Raw genomic sequence first — 16,973 nt, 5'->3', positions numbered from 1 at the left:
CGACGTCTCCGAGGGCGACTTGCTCAGAGGTTCAACAAGTGTCGCTGGCGACTAGAACGGGCAACTGGATCAATTTCCCTGGAAGAACGGGTTACGGCGGTCCCACACGTGGCTGGATGTGTCGAATGGAAAATCGCGATTGATAGTGCGAGCGCCCTCGGTATAGGGATCGCGTGCCCCAGTATTTGCGCCCTGCGTATAGGGATCGCGCGGCGCGCTTGTACTCGGCGCCAATTCCTGTTTCGTGGACTTAGCCGCGCCCTCCGTGTAAGGGTCGGATTTGTCTGCGCGAGCCCCTTGTGAATACGGATCCCGGGCGCCAGTGTCTGCGCCTTGCGAATACAGGTCGCGCGGAGAAGTCGCGCCCTGTGCGTAAGCGATCCCGAAAGCGCCCAGCGTGGTGCAATTCAGCGGAATGATCAACTCTTTAACAGAGCGGTCCCCAGTGTCGGTTGATGCATCGGTCCAACGCGCAGTCTGGTGTTGGGCCGGTTGGGTATGTCTGAGACCTTGTACATAGTAGGGCTGCGAGGCACATATTCAACCAATGGAAGGACCGCCCCCACCAGCGCTTCGCGTGAGAGCCCTTCGCCGCCGGGACATTTACGGGACGACACCGCCTTCGATAACGTTGGGCGCGATTGACATGGTTGTGTATCGCCGCTAAAAGCGGAACGCGAGCCGCTGCGACGCAGGCCGTTAGCTTCTTTTTGCACCGACAGTATCGTCGGACTTTCTCGCCGAACCAATGCATGCAGGCGCGCAAGCGGGGGAGAAGATGCTCCCAAGGCGGGCACTTCTGCCGGCCTTCAAGAATCGCAACGAGCCGGGCATGGCCATCTTCGAAGATCGCGCCCATGATTGGTTACTTGACCATGCCGAAGGGATCTGGCACCACATGCTGATTTGCGTTGTTCCAGAAGTTCTGCAGCACGAAGCCATATTCGGGCAGGTTCTGAATAAACGGCGCCAACATGTCATTCGCGGTCTCGCGCTTCCAATCGGCCTGTAGTTCGCATGCGAGGGCGAAAGTCGATACCAGTGAAGCACCAGCATTGGCCATACGGGACATCGCAGTTTGTGCCTCGTATGCGTTCCACGCGCCGCAGGCGTCCACGACTGGGAAAACGGCGTAGCCGTCTTGCAGCATCGAGAGTGTCGGGAAGGTGCAGCAGGTTCCGATCGTGACGCCCGAGATGATGATGTGCCGCCGTCCCGTCTTTGCCACAAGGTCTTCAAATGCCTGGCGAAAGGTCGGATCCTCATAGCAGTTGATAATGCCGGTCCGGCGATAAATTGGCTCCTCCGAGAAGATCTCCTTGAGTTCGGGCAAGGTATCACCGTTCTGCCATTGGGCGTTCGACGAGGAGATCAGAACAGGCAACTTCATCGCCTTAGCAGTTAGCGCGAGGCCAAGCACGTTGCTCTTGATGGCGGACAGTGATGGGAAATCACGCAGCCCGGCCATCAAGCCGATCTGGTGGTCGATGAACAGCATCATCGCATTGTCCGCTGTCGGCTTGTCATAAGGCACGCGGCCTGCGCGTCTTGCCTCGTCAGCCGAAACTTTTGGCGGGATGATCTGGTTGGATATGGGGCTCACCACATCTGCGGGACGCTCTGACATGTTGGTCTCCCTGGCGTTGGTGACTGCATCGACGGGATGCGGGCGCCAGCGAATTGCTTCCTGCACAAGAACCGGCGCGCGCCCTTTAGATGCTAGGGCTGCTGGGCAGGAATTCAAGCTGATGGGGCGCGCCGGGACGCCGACCCCCAGTGATAGCGGCAAACTGGCGTCAGGAAGGCTCCTGTGGCTGCGGCTGACCCGGGGTGTCGACGCTTGAGGTTGAGCTATTTGCCTACTCCAATCTGCTGCATGAAGTCCTGGTTGTCCCAGAACAACCATTCGTGATCCATGGTGCCATCATATATAGTTCCGATTAGTGGGATGATATGGATCGAGCACTTGAGATGCAGGTCTTTTGCACGGTGGTGGAGAAAGGCAGCTTCATCGCTGCCGTGGAACCACTGGAGATGTCCAAGGCAGCGGTGTCGCGCTACGTCAATGCGCTGGAATCACGGCTTGGCGTGCGGTTATTGCACCGGACCACGCGACGCCTGTCCTTGACCGAGGAAGGGCGCGATTTCTATCAGCAGGTGCGAGAAATCCTGGCGTTGATGGAAGTCGCGGAGAACGCGGCGGCGTCTGGGTCGGACGAACCGGTGGGTGTATTGCGTGTCAATGCGCCGCTTAGTTTTGGGGTTCAGCATCTCGCGCCGTTATGGGCCGGCTTCATGGCCGCCTACCCGAAGATCGAGCTGGATATCAGCTTGAACGACCGGGTGGTCGATCTTGTCGAGGAGGGCTTCGACGTCGCGGTGCGCATCGCGCGCATGGAAAGCTCGTCGCTGATCGGGCGACGCCTGGCCAGCACGCGAATGCGGCTGTGCGCCGCACCGGCATACCTGTCGCGCCACGCGCCATTGCTCACCCCCGACGACCTGGTTGCCCATCACGTCATTGCTTACAGCAACTTCGCCTCGCGTAACGAATGGAGTTTCACGGGGCCAAATGGGGAAGTGAGCACGGTTCAGACGCGCGCAACGGTACGCTGCAACAACGGCGATACGTGCAGGGTGATTGGACTCAGCGGGGGTGGCATCCTGCTGCAGCCAAGCTTCATGCTTTATGAAGATTTGCGACGAGGGGATCTGGAGGAAATCCTGCCGCAGTATCGATCCGTCGAACTGGGCATCTACGTTGTGTACCCTTCGCGCAAGCATCTGGCACCAAAGGTTCGAGCGCTGATCAATTTTCTTGCCGAGCGCTTCGAAGGCGTCAACTGGGACGATTGAGCGTCGAGACAGCGGCCGGATTCCGGCGCTGCCAGTTCTCAGCCTGGCGCTCAAGATGTCGGATGAAGTCCATCAGCGTTCGCGTGGAGAGGGTGGGGTAGCGGTTCGGTGCAGTCAACATGTAGAGGGAGCGTCCCTGACTCGCTACTTCCTTCTACTGTGTCCAGGCGATAGCGATAGCTTTGCTATCGCCGCATCGAATTGCGAGCCTCGCGCTACCGCCTGGCGTAACGGGGTCAACCCGGATCACTCGGGACTCTCACGACCTCGTCGAACAAGAAATACTCCCTCGAATCTCGAATCGACTAACGGGGCCATGCCCACGGTCGCCTGTCCCTGTCCATAGCCTGCCATTCGCGAGTCCTTGCATCGGCCTGAAGCGTGAGGCCGATGTCATCCAGCCCCAGAATGAGCATCTCACGACGACGAGAGTCCACCTCAAAAGCGCTCAGACTACCGTCCGGAGCCACTATCGAGAGAGTTCGAAGATCTACCGTCAAATGCGCGCCATCAGAACATTTTTCGGCGAGGCTTTGCACCACATCCATGGGGATGCGCAGCGGAAGCAGACCATTCTGAAAGCAATTCGCATAAAAGATGTCACCGAAGCTCGGTGCGATCACACAGCGTATGCCCAGCCCCTGCAATGCCCATACAGCATGTTCACGCGATGAGCCACAACCAAAGTTTGGGCCTGAAAGTAGAATCGGTGCGCCGCGAAAAGCCGGCTGATTCAGAGTGAAATCTGGATCATCGGTACCATCTGGCCGATATCGCAGGACCTCGAACGCATAGCGCCCGAGCTCGCCCCTAGACGACCTCCGTAGATGCTCAATACGAATAATGACATCGGTGTCTACGTTTGCACGAAGCAAAGACGCCGCTGGCCCTTCGACCACGGTAAACGGCTGTATGGTCATGCGGAGTCTCCTCCAGGCTGAAAGATTGGCCTATCTTGCATCGTTCGAACATCAATGATGTATCCCGCAACTGCCGCAGCAGCAGCCATCGCAGGGCTCGCCAAATGGGTACGCGCACGCGGTCCTTGGCGGCCGACGAAGTTTCGGTTAGAAGTGGAAACGGATCGTTCGCCCGGGGGAACTTGCTCTCCATTTGCCGCCACGCACATGCTGCACCCGGGCTCACGCCACTGAAACCCAGCTGCCTCAAAGACATCGCGCAAGCCTTCTGCCTCCGCAGCACGACGAGTAAGCTCCGAGCCGGGAACGACCCACGCATTTACGCCTTGGGCCACTTTTCTACCGCGCACGACATCTGCGGCGGCGCGTAGATCGGAGAGACGGGAATTTGCGCACGAGCCGATAAATACCCAGTCCACAGGCGTCCCCGCAATTGGATCATTTCCTCTCAGCCCCATGTACTCGAGCGCCATAGCGTACGATTCGCGCTCCCCCTCCGGCGCACTCTCTGGTTTCGGAATCAGCCCGTCGATGGCCAAGGCCTGATCAGGACTCACCCCCCAGGTAATTGTTGGCGCAACCTCGGACGCATCAAGGCGTACCTCGCGATCGAATACGGCACCTTCATCCGACACCAGAGACCGCCACTGGGTGGCAGCGGCATCAAAGTCGTCGCCTTGTGGCGAAAATCTCCGACCACGCAGCCACTCAATCGTCTTTTCATCGGGCGCCACGACGCCGCTGCGGGCGCCCAACTCGACGCTAAGGTTACACAGCGTAAGTCTTGCTTCAATATCCAGCGCTCGCACCGTGCTACCCGCGAACTCAATTGCGTAGCCAACACCTGCCATGGCTCCGAGGGTTCTGACAATATGGAGCGCCAAATCCTTGGCCGTAACGCCGACCCCAAGTTCGCCATCGCATAGGATCCGCATACGCTTGGGCTTCTGCTGGCGCAGAGTTTGGGTGGCAAGTGCGTGCGCCACTTCGGAGGATCCAACGCCAAAGGCCAATGCGCCCAGTCCACCATTGGTGCAGGTGTGGCTATCACCGCAAATCACGGTAAGTCCCGGCAACACCAAGCCTAACTCCGGTGCCATTACGTGCACGATTCCTTGGCCAGGCTGCCCAATGTCGAAGAACTCGATGCCACTGTTAGTGGCCGAATTCTTTAAATCGTTATAAAGCTTGCTGCCTTCTGAATATGTGTTGCCGGTACGCCCGGGCTGACTTGAGACCGTGTGATCCGGAGTCGCGAACGCCAGCTCCGGATTATGCACCGCCAAGTTGCGGCGCTCCAGGTCCACTAGTGGGGCAGCACCGGTGAGCTCGTGGACCAAGTGCCGATCTACGTGTAGCAATGCCCAACCATCCCCCAGGTCGCTTACAACGTGGGAATCCCAGATCTTGTCAAAGAGAGTTCGTCGCATCATGATCCGCCTCCGCTACTCCGCAGCATACTTACGGTCGAACTCGCTAACCCAATCGAAGCCCATCAGCTTGGAGAACCGTTGGAACTCATAGAGCGGCGTGTCCAGAGTCGTCGTACCTCCATCACGCAGGATGGTCTGGAATACACTTTCCATCGCCGCTGCCGCGGCAAGGAAGGCTGTCGCGGGAAAGATCGCCAGCCGATATCCCAGCGATTCCAGTTCGTCACGCGTAAGTACCGGTGTGCGACCACCTTCGACCATATTGGCGATGAGCGGCACATCGAAAGCGCGACCAATGCGCTCCATTTCTTCCACCGATTCCGGGCTTTCGATGAACAGCAGATCCGCACCGGCCTTAGCGTAAAGCTCCCCTCGCCGCAATGCCTCATCCAGCCCGAGCGTGGTGCGCGCGTCAGTTCGAGCAATCACTAGCAAATTCGGGTCGTCGCGGCTTTCAACGGCAACGCGAATCTTTTCCACCATGGCCTCTGCCGGGATCACCCGCCGGCCGAGCATATGACCACACTTCTTCGGGAAGTCCTGGTCCTCTAGTTGCAGCGCGCAGGCACCAGCAGCCTCGTATCCGCGAACCGTATGCATAACATTCAAGAGACCACCGTAGCCTGTGTCTGCGTCGCAGATCATGGGCGTCGACGTGATACTGGCAAACTGTTGCACTCGATTGACCATGTCAGCATAACTCGCCAAGCCGGCATCGGGCAGTCCAAGGTAGGAGGCCACGGTGCCATAACCCGTCATGTAGAGTGCCTCGAAGCCCATCGAGTCTGCCATCTTCGCAGACACCATTTCAAAGACACCTGGAGCGGAAAGCAGCCGTTTCTCACGCAGCCTCGAAGCAAACTTGGCGCGACGATCGGCGGCACTGGGTTGAGAGGAAAATCGTTGCATCATCTTGATAGGCCTAGGTAATAGAGCATGGAAGCGACACAGCCATATGAATGCGTACAAGCCTGTGGCGCCGGGAGGCGGAGTCACCTTAGCGGAAGGAAGGCGCCGGGTGGTTAGGCCTTATTCCGTGGAAGCAGGCAACCGCTCGACCACGACGCCATCACGCACGACGGCGTGACCGTCGAGCGTCAGCGTGCAGCCAAGCATTGGCATGTCGAAATGGCCGATGGTGTGCCGATTGCCACCTGCCTCGATATTCGGTCCAGTCGAGAACTGGACATTGCCGGCGAAAGACCGTACGTCATTCCCGACGCTCGACGGAAATTTCTTGAGTGAGTCCCACTCCGCACGTTTGTCCACCCCCCACCCAATATGGGAGACAGCGTATGCTTCGGGATCCTCGAAACTGGCCATCTGATCCCGTAGAATCTGCGCATCCCCTTCACCCTCGATGTTCCGTATGTATCCGTCCCGGATGGTGAGCGTCACAGGAGTTTCGAGATACCGGTTCAGTGGCCAGACGAAGTCACCGGTGTTTAGTACCACCCGGCCATTTGTGCTCCCCTCGTTTGGCCATGTATAGAGGAAAGCCGAAGGCCAGTGGTCCCAGCGTCCGGGCGTGTCCGTCAGCCCGTACTGGGTGATTACTGGATATTCGCCCAGTTCCATTGACACGTCCGTCCCGGCCGGCGAGGTGACACGTAGCGTCCGTGCTCGCTTCAGCACTTCGCTACTTTCCTCAATTTGGCGCCGCAATTCGTCGGTTGGATACCTGGCTTCAAGGATTTCCGGCGGTTCGACAATTAGCAGCATCCGCGTCCCGGCGTTAAGTATCTCGACTTGTTCCTGAGAATGGAGCAACAGGAGCAAGTCAACTACGAAGTCCGCCTTCTTGAGGGTTTCCACGGCAAGGCGCTGCCCGGTCACCGGTGTCAGTCCAACGTACGAACCGACTTTTGCTCGCGGCCGGCGCTTGGCAATAGGTGCAGGCATATGCATTTGGAATCCTTGGGCACCGAGATTTCGTACCGCTTGCAATGCCGCTTGCGCAAAAGCTGCCGGGGTCCTATCACCTGACAACACAATTGCCGTTTCGGATTCCTTCAGCTTACAGCGCTCAAATTCGAGCTGAAAAAGCGCAACAAGTTTCTCCTGATCCATACGAGGTATCTCCCTGATCTTAGCAATACGATGAAAGCGTCCTACTTCAAAACGAGGTGAGGTTCTCGAGGTAGGCTATAGCCTCGTGCTCGTTGATGACGTCCGCGTACTTGGAATTCATGTCGTACAAGTTGGCCTCTTGAATGCTCGGGTGACGATCTCCCACAGCTTCCCGCACGACCATTGGACGGAACCCGTGGGAAATCGCATCGACACATGTGGCCCGTACACACCCACTGGTCGAGACTCCCGCTAGAAGGACGGTATCCACGCCCAAACCGGTCAGCGCAGAGGAAAGCGTCGTTCCGAAAACGCACTGGCGTACCGCTTCCAGATGACGATATCAGCTGGGAGCACGTCCAGAACCGGCGCCAAATCCCCAAGCGGGTTTCCGGCTTCAAATGACTCCAGGCTCTTCTAAATCTTCTCGAAGAAGACGCCTCCACCGACGCCGCCTTTTTGCACCTCGAGACGGGTGATGACCACAGGAATCCCTGCAGCACGTGCTGCGGCCTGAAGGCGGATAGACGCATCTAGGCTGGGCCCGAACAGCGGCTGATAAAGCAGCGAGTTCTCCACAAAGTACGCTTGTACGAGGTCAATCAGTACGAGGGCAGGGTTTCCTACCGAAACCGAGCCGTGTGTTGAATCCGGTATTCGCGTAGTTCGTATCCAGCTCGGTCTTGTCCATTGCTTGCTCCCGTGTCTTCCGTGAAAGGCAATCTTCCACCCCTGCATTTAACTACATGTCGTAGCAAAAATCTATACCTATCGTACATTTTGGTGCTAGCATACAAAGACCGTAGTGCCCTGCTTCGCCAACGCTGATGAGTCAGCGATCTGGCACGCGAGACGCTACAAGGAGAAGCAATGACAAGGCAAAGGATTGCCATTGGGGGGGGCGGGATGGGAGGCCTCACCGCTGGTGTCCTGCTCCAGAAGGCAGGCTTTGATGTGACCGTGTATGAGCAAGCCAAGGAGGGATTCGGCATGCGTCAATCGCGGCGATGGGCGTAGATGCTGCGCCGGTGCGCTTGACTCGTGCGGAAGCTGAGTTGACCGCTCGTGGTCTAGCGGTAAATCTGGATGACATCGCCAGTCTCGCTGCCGGCGAGATCAATCCGATGTCGGATCTCTATGCCAGTGACGCCTATCGGAAGCACGTGATTGCGCGTTGCTGAAGCAAGCTCTACAGAAGGCAAGCACCGAGGAGGCGCGATGAGCGACGAAGTAATCCATATCGAGATGTCGATCAACGGTACCCGGGTGGGCGCGGATGCGGAGCCACGGATGCTATTGGCCGATTTTACCCGGCACCGGTTGCAGGATCGGCAGGAAGACCTTGCATTGCTGCATGGTCGGGACTTCCAATTTCATGCCGAAGTAGCAATGGACGATGAAGGGTTGATCCTAGGTGTTCGCAACACGCCGGTCGTCAACCTTGGGGCTTACCCGTTGTGGGTCACTACCGCTGGTCTTGATGCTGCGGGAGCGGGCCACCACATGATGGGGCCATACAAGGTACCGCATTACGCCTATCACGCTATATCGGTGGTAACCAACACGGCGCCCACAGCCTCGTATCGCGGCGTTGCTTCGCCAATTTGCACATTCGCGATGGAAAGCCTTTTGACCAAGGCTGCCGAGAAGCTCAAGATTGACGCTGTAGAATTGCGACGCCGGAATCTCATCAAGAAAGAGGATCGCCCATACACGAATGCTGTGGGTGTTACCCATGACACGGCAAGTCACACGGAGTGTCTGGACCGCGTGCTCGAGCAATCCCAGTACTTCCAGTTCCGGCAAGAGCGATCTGGAAAGGTGGGTGAAGATGGGAAGTTGAGAGGTATTGGGCTCGCCTGTATGGCCGATCACACAGGGCAGGGTACGTCGATCACCAGGTCGCGGGGACAAGCATCAAGGTGGCCCGGGTACGACGGAGCGCTCGTCAAGATCGAGCCGGATGGAAAAGCGAGCGTCCATGTGAGTGTCAGCTCCCAGGGCCAAGGTCATGCGACCGTGTTTGCGCAGCTTGCCGCGGACACTCTCGGGCTCAACATCGAAGATGTTACGGTGGAGGCTTCTGACACTGCAAGTGTTCCTTTTGGCACCGGGGCGGGCGCCAGTCGTGGAGCGGTGGTTGGTGGCGGTGCTGTGATCAAGGCGTGTACCCACATCGCGGAGAAGATGAAGCGAATCGCCGGATATCAGCTCGAAGTCAGTCCTAAGGATATTGTCCTTGCCGAAGGGAAGGCGTTTGTCGCCGGCATTCCGGAATGTTGCATTCCGCTCGAAAAGATCGCGCAAACCGCATACATGATCGGCATGGGTCAGATGCCCAAGGATGAAACGATTGGTCTGGATGCATTGGAGTTCTACGATCCGCCGTCATCCACCTATGCAATGGCATCGCATGTGGCGCAGGTCGCGGTCGACCCGGTAACAGGACTTGTTACGGTGGAGAAGTACTTCATTGTGCACGATTGCGGCCGGGTACTTAATCCACAGATCGTCGATGGTCAAATTGTTGGTGCGGTAGTTCAAGGTATCGGCGCTGTGTTGATGGAAGGTGCACGCTACAGCGAGGATGGGCAGCCAGTCGCTACAACGCTGCTCGATTACACGATTCCTACCATGCTCGATGTGCCGGAAATCATTGTGGATCACATCGAAACGCCCTCCAAGTTCACGCTGGGTGGGATGAAAGGTGCAGGAGAAAGTGGAGCCGTTGGTGTTGTGCCGGCGATCATTCTCGCTGTTTCCGATGCGCTGTGTGCTTACCGCCCATGGATCACCACGATGCCGCTCACGCCAAATAACGTGATGAAAATCATGGGGATCTAACAGAACAATCGATGTATTAACTGTGAACCGTTTCGCAGCCTCGACATCGTCAGACAGTTATTGGGCAAGACGGTTAAGAAATTATCTCAGGTAGGCAGGTCCCGCAGAAGCGTTGTCCTGCCCGAAGGGGAGACAAATAGCTATGCCAACAGATTTCGAAAGCGGTTTGAGCCGCAACCCAGCCAATTTTGTGCCGTTCACGCCACTGGACTTCTTGGTCCGCGCTGCTGAAGTTTACGGAGATTCTCTTGCCATTGTCCACGGGCCGATACGCCAGAACTGGCGAGATACCTACGCGCGCTCGCGCCGATTGGCAAGCGCGTTGAGCCTGGTTGGCATAGGCAAAGGTGATGTCGTAGCCGCACTTCTGCCCAACATCCCTGCGATGGTGGAGGCCCATTTCGGTGTACCGATGGCCGGCGCGGTCCTCAGCGCTCTCAATACTCGTTTGGACGTTGCGAGCCTTGTCTACATGTTGCGTCACAGTGAAGCGCGGCTGCTCATGGTGGATACCGAATTCGCAGAAGCGGCTCGGAGCATCAGGAGGGAAATTCCAGGACTAAAGATTATTGCGGTGGAAGATGTCCTCGGGCCTCGCGCGGAGCGAGTTGGCGTTACTGACTATGAGTGCTTCCTCGCCTCCGGTGATCCTGAATACGAATGGCAACTACCGGCTGACGAATGGGATGCTATTGCGCTTAATTACACCTCCGGCACCACCGGCGATCCGAAGGGCGTGGTCTATCACCACCGTGGCGCTGCGATGAATGCTATTTCCAATATTTTGGAATGGGACTTGCCGAAGCATCCTATCTACCTTTGGACGCTGCCATTGTTTCACTGCAATGGGTGGTGCTTTCCCTGGAGCATCGCTGCACGCGCTGGCGTCAATGTCTGTCTGCGAAAGTTTGAACCCAAAGTCGTATTCGACCTGATGCGCGACGAACAGGTGACTCACTATTGCGCGGCGCCAATTGTTCATTCGGCACTAGCCAACACTCCATCATCCTGGCACGAGGGCCTGCGATATCCAGTGCGCGGCATGGTCGCTGGTGCCCCACCGCCGGCGGCCGTGCTTGCACAGATGGAGGCTATGGGCTTCAGTCTCACCCATGTCTATGGCTTGACCGAAGTCTACGGACCCGCCGCCGTGTGTGCTGAGCAGGAAAGCTGGGCAGCCTTGCCGGAGCGCGAGCGCGCGACACGAAAAGCCCGCCAAGGGGTTCGCTATCACCTCCAGTCCCGGGTCGCAGTACTTGACCCGGACACAATGCTCCCGGTGCCGGCGGACGGCGAAACCATGGGTGAGATCATGTTTCGCGGCAATATCTGCATGAAGGGGTATCTGAAGAACGAGAAGGCAACACAAGAGGCCTTTAAGGGCGGGTGGTTTCGAACCGGCGACCTTGGTGTATGCCTTCCGGACGGGTACATCAAGATCAAGGACAGAAGCAAGGACATCATTATTTCGGGTGGGGAAAACATCTCAAGCGTGGAGGTGGAGGACGCGTTGTACTTGCATCCAGCCGTGCTGGCCGCTGCCGTTGTTGCGAGACCGGATCCAAAGTGGGGTGAGGCACCTTGCGCGTTTGTTGAACTCAAAGAGGGCGCAAGCGTGACCGAGGGCGAGCTTATCGCTCACTGCAAGACGATACTTGCCGGCTTCAAGGTACCTCGTTCGATTGTTTTCGGTTCATTACCTAAGACGTCGACTGGAAAGATACAAAAATTCGAACTCCGCCGGCAGGTTGGCGCAAAGGCGGCCATTGACGTTTAGCCGATAGGTCATGGTGCCGGCGGGTTGCTACTGCATAGATCTCAGCAACTAATAGTGAGACGGGCGAGCGATTCTGCTATGAAGGGACCGGACTGCACGACGACTGGAGCAGACCACTGCGACAGCTTCGGTTTGTTCGTCGGCGTATCACAAATCGTAGCCACAGCACCCATACGGTGGTGCTAACAAGGAAAACTGAGATGCTGAACCGAAAAGAAATGCGTACAGTCGGTCTAGCCGCACTGGGCGCAATGCTTGAGTACTATGACTTCGTTGTCTTCCTGTTCGTCGCTGCCTCGATCAGTGAGGTATTCAGTCCTCCCGGTGCCTCGCCATGGGTGAGCCAGATGCAGACTTTCGGCATCTTCGCAGTTGGTTACCTGGTGCGGCCCATCGCCGGAATCGTGCTTTCGCACTTCGGCGACATGATCGGCCGAAAAAAGATGTTCATTTTCCTTCTCATTCTGATGGCAGTGCCGACTTTCTTGATTGGCGTGCTGCCTACGTACGAACAGATTGGTGTATTTGCTCCAGTCGCCCTTCTCGTACTGCGCACGCTACAGGGCTGCGCAGTGGGAGGGGAGTTTCCCAGTGCAGCGGTCTTCGTCTCGGAACATTCCTCTCAATCACGATTGGGCACCTCAGGCGGTGTCTTACATGGCGTGGTGGGAGTGGGCCTATTGCTCGGCGCCGGTGCAGCCGCCATTTCCGCGCTGATCGCTGCAAAGACCGGCCTTCCTTCGCTCGCCTGGCGCCTTCCTTTTTTGCTGGGAGGGGTATTCGGCATGGCGGCCGCCTACTTGCGGCGCCACCTGGAGGAATCTCCGCTCTACGCGCAAATCCAGCAGTCCCGACAACTCGCAAAGGCAACGCCACTCAAGGTCGTCCTTACGGAACATGTCGGTGCCTGCTTATTCGGATTGGCTCTGGCGTTTGTCATGGCATGCGGCAGTGCCCTCTTCTTTCAGTACCTGCCAACGCTGCTAATAACTGAGTACGGTGTGACTAAACACGACGCGCTCCAGGCAAGTATGTGGGGCACCTTTGCATATGCTGTATCGATGCCGCTCTGGGGCCGCATCAGCGATACGCTGGGCTGGGCTCGCACGCTCGGAATTGGCGCTATCGCAATGCTTGCCGCCGGCGCGGGCTTCTTCCATTTGCTTCCTAGCACGGTAGCGGCGCATGGGAATCTCGGCCTGATGTTCGTGATGCCGGGGGTCGCCGTCGCCAGCGTCAGCGCACTAACACCAGGCCTCTTGTCATCCTTGTTTCCCACCAATGTACGGCAAAGCGGCTATGCTTTCCCTTACAACATCGGTATGGCAGTGTTTGCCGGGCTTGCTCCACTAACGCTGGCGTGGCTGGTGCGCGAGTATGGCCCCGGCGTGCCGCTTTACCCGGTTGTCGTCGCCGCATTCGTTACTGGCTACCTTGGCTTGAAGGTACGTACCATGCGCCTGTATCTAGGCAACATACAGCCTCAGTCCCAGCCATTGCCTTCTTCGGGTAAGGCCGGTTGAGCGTAAGAGTTCGACACATACGGCGCCCGTTCTCGCGGACGGGCGTAGCATTCGGAATGCTACGCTAGTGTCCCGAGTCAGAAATTCGTAGACAAAATCGCTTGATGCTGGCGAGGATGTCATCGGCGGACTTTGTCCACACGAAAGGCGTGGGGTTGGCGTTGTTCAGGTCAAGGTATTGGCGGATAGCTTGCTCAAGTTGTCGGGTTGAGCGATGCGTGCCGCGGCGGATGTATTGTTCGGTGAATGGTTGCAAACCAGCGCTCCACCTGATTGATCCACGAGGCGGAGGTCGGTGTGAAATGAACATGGAAGCGTGGATGGCGAGCGAACCAAGCCTTGATCGACGCCGTCTTGTGCGTGCCGTAGTTGTCCATGACGAGATGCACATCGAGCTTGGGTGGCACGTTGGCTTCGATCGTGCGTAGAAACTGCAGGAACTCACTGCTGCGATGTCTGCGATGCAATTCACCGATAACTTTTCCTGTGGCGATGTCCAGCGCGGCGAACAACGTTGTCGTGCCATGGCGCATGTAGTCATGCGTGCGTCGCTCGGGGATGCCTGGCGCCATCGGCAAAATAGGCTGCGTGCGGTCCAGCGCTTGAATCTGGCTCTTCTCGTCAACGCACAACACCATGGCCTTGAGCGGTGGGTCGAGGTACAACCCCACGATATCTCGCACCTTCTCCACGAACAATGGGTCGCTGGACAGCTTGAAGGTCTCCTGTCTATGCGGCTGCAGCCCAAAGGCGCGCCAGATACGCGTCACGGTCGACTGCGACAGATCTGCCGCGCGAGCCATGCTGCGCGTGCTCCAGTGAGTAGCCCCGGCTGGCACGGATTCGAGCGTCTTGGCAATAATCGCATCGACCTGTGCGTCAGCGATGGTCCTCGGCGCCCCTGGGCGCGGAGCATCCAGCAGCCCATCCAGGCGATCCGCGACGAATCGCGAGCGCCACTTGGAAACCGTATGCACGTCGACACGCTGCTTTGCGGCAACGGTCTTGTTGTCCAGGCCTTCAGCACTGGCCAGCACAATGCGCGCGCGCAAAGCCAACGCCTGTGCCGTCTTGCGCCGCATCGTCAGCGCCTTGAGCTGCTCGCGTTCAGCCTCACTCAAGATTAGTTCCGCCTTTGGTCTTCCCCTCATCGCTACCTCGCCCTGTGCGTGCCTTCAATGCAGAGTACAACGCGAGCCAAATAATGCAATGAATTTCAGACTCATGACACTAGCCAGGGATTGGAGATGTATATCGATTGCAGTCGACACCGGATCCGATGCCAGTTGCCTCGAGGAACTGACGGCCTTAAGGAGCCAATTCAGCCGTCAATAACTCGTGAAGCTGCCTGTCTGGCATCAAAGCGGTGCCGGCGTGCGCTCTGCATCGCAAATCGTCGGACCGGGGAGTTGCGTCGCGATTCTGCTCCCAACACATACGGCTTTCGGGCGATGCCGACGGCCTCCGCCGCTTGGAGACTGCCTGAACGATGCGGCGTTGATCCGTAGTACATGTCTTCGGGTGCGACGGGAGGGTGGGCGTGTCATGCGAAGTCTCTCAGGTTCTAAACGAGCACGGCCGCTGGAGGCGTTGTAGGGGCAGGAGAAGTTGTCCATTTCCAGATCGCCCAGGGTCTGCATCTAATGGAATTGTGTCGTGCGATGGTCGACGTCTGTGTCAGGACGCGACACCTCAAAAATAGATACAATGTGTATTGACATGACTACGAAACGTAGCTAATGTTAGATCGGCGCGGGAGAGAGTGCGCCCATCGCAGACTGGGGTCTGCGCAATCACACCGGCAGTGACTTTGGCGAGTTGCTTTGCGGCAGTCTCGTTTTCGCTTCATTTTTTTGAGTGCACGATCATGAACGGCATCCGACGCAAGCTTGCTGTGGCAGCAGCCTTTGCCACAGCGTTTTTCTCCGGCGCAGCCTTGGCCGAACCCTATCCTAGTAAGCCCATTTCAATCGTCGTGCCGTTTGCTGCGGGAGCGGGCACCGATCTCATTGCCCGCATGCTGGCAGAGAAGCTAACTCCCCGCATAGGGCAGCCCGTTGTCGTTGAAAACAGACCTGGTGCCGCCGGTAATATCGGCACGAGCTACGTTGCAAAGGCAGCACCTACAGGCTACACCCTGCTCTTTGTGCCAAATAGCATTTCGTTCGCGCACATGGTGAGCAAGCTAGGCCCGAATGTTGCCTATGATCCGTTGAAGGACTTCACACCGGTCATCGCCGTTGGAAATGTGCCTGTTTTCTTGGTCACGGGTTCCAATGGTGGCTTCAAGACTTTCAAGGACGTGGTTACGGCGGGCAAGAGCCGGAAGCTGGAGTACGGCAGCGCTGGTTCCGGATCCATCCTCCACATCATCGGTGAAGTCGTCAACAAAGAGACCGGTGCCAATCTCTTGCACGTTCCTTACAAAGGCGTCTCGCAAGCGGTCGCTGACGTGCTGGGGGGGCAAATTCCGTTCGCCTATGCCTCACTGAGTACAATCAAGCCATTTTTGGCCAGCGGCAAGCTGGTTATGTTGGCTGTCTCGAGTCGTAGCCGCACGCCACTCGCGCCGGATGTCCCCACGTTGAGCGAACTCGGCTACAAAAATGTCGACTTGGGCTCTGGGTATGGGATCTTCGGTCCCAAAGGGCTGCCGGCAGATGTCGTGAAGAGGCTAAATGATCAATTGAATGAAATTTTGAAGATGCCCGATGTTATCGCGCGCATGGCTGTGCAGGGTGCGTCCCCGATTGGAGGCACCCCGGATACCTTGAGCAAGATGAACGCCTCGGATGTAGAGCATTTCGGAAGAATCATCAAAGCGATGGGCATCACGGCGGAGTAACCACTAGGCGCGCATTGGTGTATCACTCTTGGGGCGTGATTCTGCCAATGGATCCAGGGGTGAGTGCAATTGCTCCGCATTTCGCGAGAGCACTCCCTTACATCCGGCAAACGGCTTTGCCAGCGGTTACTTCCTTGCGCCAGGCAGCGACAATCAGTTCGGTGCAGCGGTTGGGGTCCGTCACCGATTCTTGCCGCGCGAAGTCTCCAGCCTGGCCTATGCTATTGGGGCGGCGCCAGGCCTTCACATCCCAGCTTGCGTTGGGATTTTTTTTTGTCAAGATCTTTTCATTTGAACTGCGATTGCAGAATGCTGAATTTACTGGAACGACCGGCTGCAACGAACACATATGGCGTAATGCTAGGCGCAAGAGGCCCTCGATCAGCCCAGATATCGTATGAAACGTGAGCACCGGACGCCGTGAGCCGGCATGACAACTGGATGGATTCGCCCCCCCGTTTCCCATTACGACTAGCGGCCAGGCGTGAGCCCACGCCTGGCACCGAATTTCCGATTCTCCGGCCACGCTATGCGCACCCGCGCGCGGGCGGCCCGCTCTCCTGTATGCCCCATGGACTACGCCCCGATCAAATCACTGCTGATTGCCAACCGTTCCGAGATCGCCATTCGCGTGATGCGCGCCGCCGCCGAGATGAATGTGCGCACGGTGGCGATCTATTCGAAGGAAGACCGCCTCGCGCTCCA

At 57.5% G+C, this 16,973-nt stretch carries 16 protein-coding genes and 1 pseudogene; 8 read left to right on the top strand and 9 right to left on the bottom strand.

The features are described from left to right. Nucleotides 1-865: 865 nt before the first annotated feature. The gene (locus AC3WL8_RS30095; RefSeq protein WP_492379444.1) at nucleotides 866-1,627 is read right to left on the bottom strand and encodes an isochorismatase family protein; all 762 of its coding nucleotides are present in this window, start codon (nucleotides 1,625-1,627) and stop codon (nucleotides 866-868) included. A gap of 344 nt (nucleotides 1,628-1,971) precedes the next feature. On the opposite strand from AC3WL8_RS30095, the gene AC3WL8_RS30090 reads away from it, so the two are divergent. Beyond that, nucleotides 1,972-2,856 (top strand): LysR family transcriptional regulator, encoded by an 885-nt coding sequence (locus AC3WL8_RS30090; protein ID WP_492379443.1) that lies wholly within the window; start codon nucleotides 1,972-1,974, stop codon nucleotides 2,854-2,856. 305 nt (nucleotides 2,857-3,161) lie between these two features. Here the strand turns inward: AC3WL8_RS30090 and leuD are convergent, their stop codons facing one another. The 6 genes from leuD to AC3WL8_RS30060 form a co-directional block, all read right to left on the bottom strand. After that, nucleotides 3,162-3,770, bottom strand: coding sequence for a 3-isopropylmalate dehydratase small subunit (gene leuD, locus AC3WL8_RS30085; RefSeq protein WP_492379497.1), 609 nt, complete (start codon nucleotides 3,768-3,770; stop codon nucleotides 3,162-3,164). 2 nt (nucleotides 3,771-3,772) lie between these two features. Further along, nucleotides 3,773-5,209 carry a 3-isopropylmalate dehydratase large subunit gene (gene leuC / locus AC3WL8_RS30080; protein ID WP_492379442.1) on the bottom strand — a complete coding sequence of 479 codons (1,437 nt, stop codon included), beginning with the start codon at nucleotides 5,207-5,209 and terminating at the stop codon, nucleotides 3,773-3,775. A gap of 12 nt (nucleotides 5,210-5,221) precedes the next feature. Continuing rightward, nucleotides 5,222-6,016 carry an isocitrate lyase/PEP mutase family protein gene (locus tag AC3WL8_RS30075; protein ID WP_492379496.1) on the bottom strand — a complete coding sequence of 265 codons (795 nt, stop codon included), beginning with the start codon at nucleotides 6,014-6,016 and terminating at the stop codon, nucleotides 5,222-5,224. A gap of 222 nt (nucleotides 6,017-6,238) precedes the next feature. Beyond that, complete coding sequence (locus tag AC3WL8_RS30070; protein ID WP_492379441.1) at nucleotides 6,239-7,279, bottom strand: 2,5-dihydroxypyridine 5,6-dioxygenase NicX family protein; 1,041 nt, start codon at nucleotides 7,277-7,279, stop codon at nucleotides 6,239-6,241. A 46-nt stretch (nucleotides 7,280-7,325) separates the two neighbouring features. Then, nucleotides 7,326-7,613, bottom strand: a complete 288-nt coding sequence (locus AC3WL8_RS30065; protein WP_492379495.1) for an isochorismatase family protein — start codon at nucleotides 7,611-7,613, stop codon at nucleotides 7,326-7,328. Between the two features lie 83 nt (nucleotides 7,614-7,696). Beyond that, a complete protein-coding gene (locus AC3WL8_RS30060) occupies nucleotides 7,697-7,858 on the bottom strand; it encodes a hypothetical protein (protein ID WP_492379440.1) in 162 nt (53 codons plus the stop codon). A 291-nt stretch (nucleotides 7,859-8,149) separates the two neighbouring features. On the opposite strand from AC3WL8_RS30060, the gene AC3WL8_RS30055 reads away from it, so the two are divergent. The 5 genes from AC3WL8_RS30055 to AC3WL8_RS30035 all read left to right on the top strand — a co-directional run bounded on the left by AC3WL8_RS30055 (nucleotide 8,150) and on the right by AC3WL8_RS30035 (nucleotide 13,423). Beyond that, on the top strand, nucleotides 8,150-8,296 hold the full coding sequence (locus tag AC3WL8_RS30055; protein ID WP_492379439.1) for an NAD(P)-binding protein: 147 nt from the start codon (nucleotides 8,150-8,152) through the stop codon (nucleotides 8,294-8,296). Beyond that, entirely contained in the window at nucleotides 8,287-8,460 is a 174-nt protein-coding gene (locus tag AC3WL8_RS30050; protein ID WP_492379438.1) for a hypothetical protein, read from the top strand. Before AC3WL8_RS30055 ends, AC3WL8_RS30050 begins: the two co-directional genes overlap by 10 nt. Nucleotides 8,461-8,497: 37 nt before the next feature. Continuing rightward, on the top strand, nucleotides 8,498-10,123 hold the full coding sequence (locus tag AC3WL8_RS30045; protein ID WP_492379437.1) for a xanthine dehydrogenase family protein molybdopterin-binding subunit: 1,626 nt from the start codon (nucleotides 8,498-8,500) through the stop codon (nucleotides 10,121-10,123). A 142-nt stretch (nucleotides 10,124-10,265) separates the two neighbouring features. Continuing rightward, entirely contained in the window at nucleotides 10,266-11,900 is a 1,635-nt protein-coding gene (locus tag AC3WL8_RS30040; protein WP_492379436.1) for an acyl-CoA synthetase, read from the top strand. A gap of 200 nt (nucleotides 11,901-12,100) precedes the next feature. Continuing rightward, nucleotides 12,101-13,423: an MFS transporter gene (locus AC3WL8_RS30035; RefSeq protein ID WP_492379435.1), complete on the top strand. Its 1,323-nt coding sequence runs from the start codon at nucleotides 12,101-12,103 to the stop codon at nucleotides 13,421-13,423. 64 nt (nucleotides 13,424-13,487) lie between these two features. Here AC3WL8_RS30035 and AC3WL8_RS30030 read toward each other — a convergent pair. Further along, nucleotides 13,488-14,574 (bottom strand): annotated as a pseudogene (locus tag AC3WL8_RS30030) (IS630 family transposase). A 716-nt stretch (nucleotides 14,575-15,290) separates the two neighbouring features. Here AC3WL8_RS30030 and AC3WL8_RS30025 point away from each other — a divergent pair. Then, nucleotides 15,291-16,268 carry a Bug family tripartite tricarboxylate transporter substrate binding protein gene (locus tag AC3WL8_RS30025; protein WP_492379434.1) on the top strand — a complete coding sequence of 326 codons (978 nt, stop codon included), beginning with the start codon at nucleotides 15,291-15,293 and terminating at the stop codon, nucleotides 16,266-16,268. A gap of 97 nt (nucleotides 16,269-16,365) precedes the next feature. Here AC3WL8_RS30025 and AC3WL8_RS30020 read toward each other — a convergent pair whose 3' ends face one another. Then, nucleotides 16,366-16,548 (bottom strand): hypothetical protein, encoded by a 183-nt coding sequence (locus AC3WL8_RS30020; RefSeq protein ID WP_492379433.1) that lies wholly within the window; start codon nucleotides 16,546-16,548, stop codon nucleotides 16,366-16,368. A 291-nt stretch (nucleotides 16,549-16,839) separates the two neighbouring features. Here AC3WL8_RS30020 and AC3WL8_RS30015 point away from each other — a divergent pair. After that, a partial coding sequence (locus AC3WL8_RS30015) for a biotin carboxylase N-terminal domain-containing protein (protein ID WP_492379494.1) occupies nucleotides 16,840-16,973 on the top strand: 134 nt, incomplete at its 3' end.

Source organism: Cupriavidus sp. FW305-F7, from assembly GCF_058782875.1.
Note: the sequence above shows the minus strand (reverse complement) of the source record. Positions and strands in the feature narration are given on the sequence as shown.

What these genes read in the sequence shown, in the direction of transcription:
- AC3WL8_RS30095 (WP_492379444.1), bottom strand. Translation starts at nt 1,627, where the DNA reads ATGTCAGAGCGTCCCGCAGATGTGGTGAGCCCCATATCCAACCAGATC.
- AC3WL8_RS30090 (WP_492379443.1), top strand. Translation starts at nt 1,972, where the DNA reads ATGCAGGTCTTTTGCACGGTGGTGGAGAAAGGCAGCTTCATCGCTGCC.
- leuC (WP_492379442.1), bottom strand. Translation starts at nt 5,209, where the DNA reads ATGATGCGACGAACTCTCTTTGACAAGATCTGGGATTCCCACGTTGTA.
- AC3WL8_RS30075 (WP_492379496.1), bottom strand. Translation starts at nt 6,016, where the DNA reads ATGGTGTCTGCGAAGATGGCAGACTCGATGGGCTTCGAGGCACTCTAC.
- AC3WL8_RS30070 (WP_492379441.1), bottom strand. Translation starts at nt 7,279, where the DNA reads ATGGATCAGGAGAAACTTGTTGCGCTTTTTCAGCTCGAATTTGAGCGC.
- AC3WL8_RS30055 (WP_492379439.1), top strand. Translation starts at nt 8,150, where the DNA reads ATGACAAGGCAAAGGATTGCCATTGGGGGGGGCGGGATGGGAGGCCTC.
- AC3WL8_RS30050 (WP_492379438.1), top strand. Translation starts at nt 8,287, where the DNA reads ATGGGCGTAGATGCTGCGCCGGTGCGCTTGACTCGTGCGGAAGCTGAG.
- AC3WL8_RS30045 (WP_492379437.1), top strand. Translation starts at nt 8,498, where the DNA reads ATGAGCGACGAAGTAATCCATATCGAGATGTCGATCAACGGTACCCGG.
- AC3WL8_RS30040 (WP_492379436.1), top strand. Translation starts at nt 10,266, where the DNA reads ATGCCAACAGATTTCGAAAGCGGTTTGAGCCGCAACCCAGCCAATTTT.
- AC3WL8_RS30035 (WP_492379435.1), top strand. Translation starts at nt 12,101, where the DNA reads ATGCTGAACCGAAAAGAAATGCGTACAGTCGGTCTAGCCGCACTGGGC.
- AC3WL8_RS30025 (WP_492379434.1), top strand. Translation starts at nt 15,291, where the DNA reads ATGAACGGCATCCGACGCAAGCTTGCTGTGGCAGCAGCCTTTGCCACA.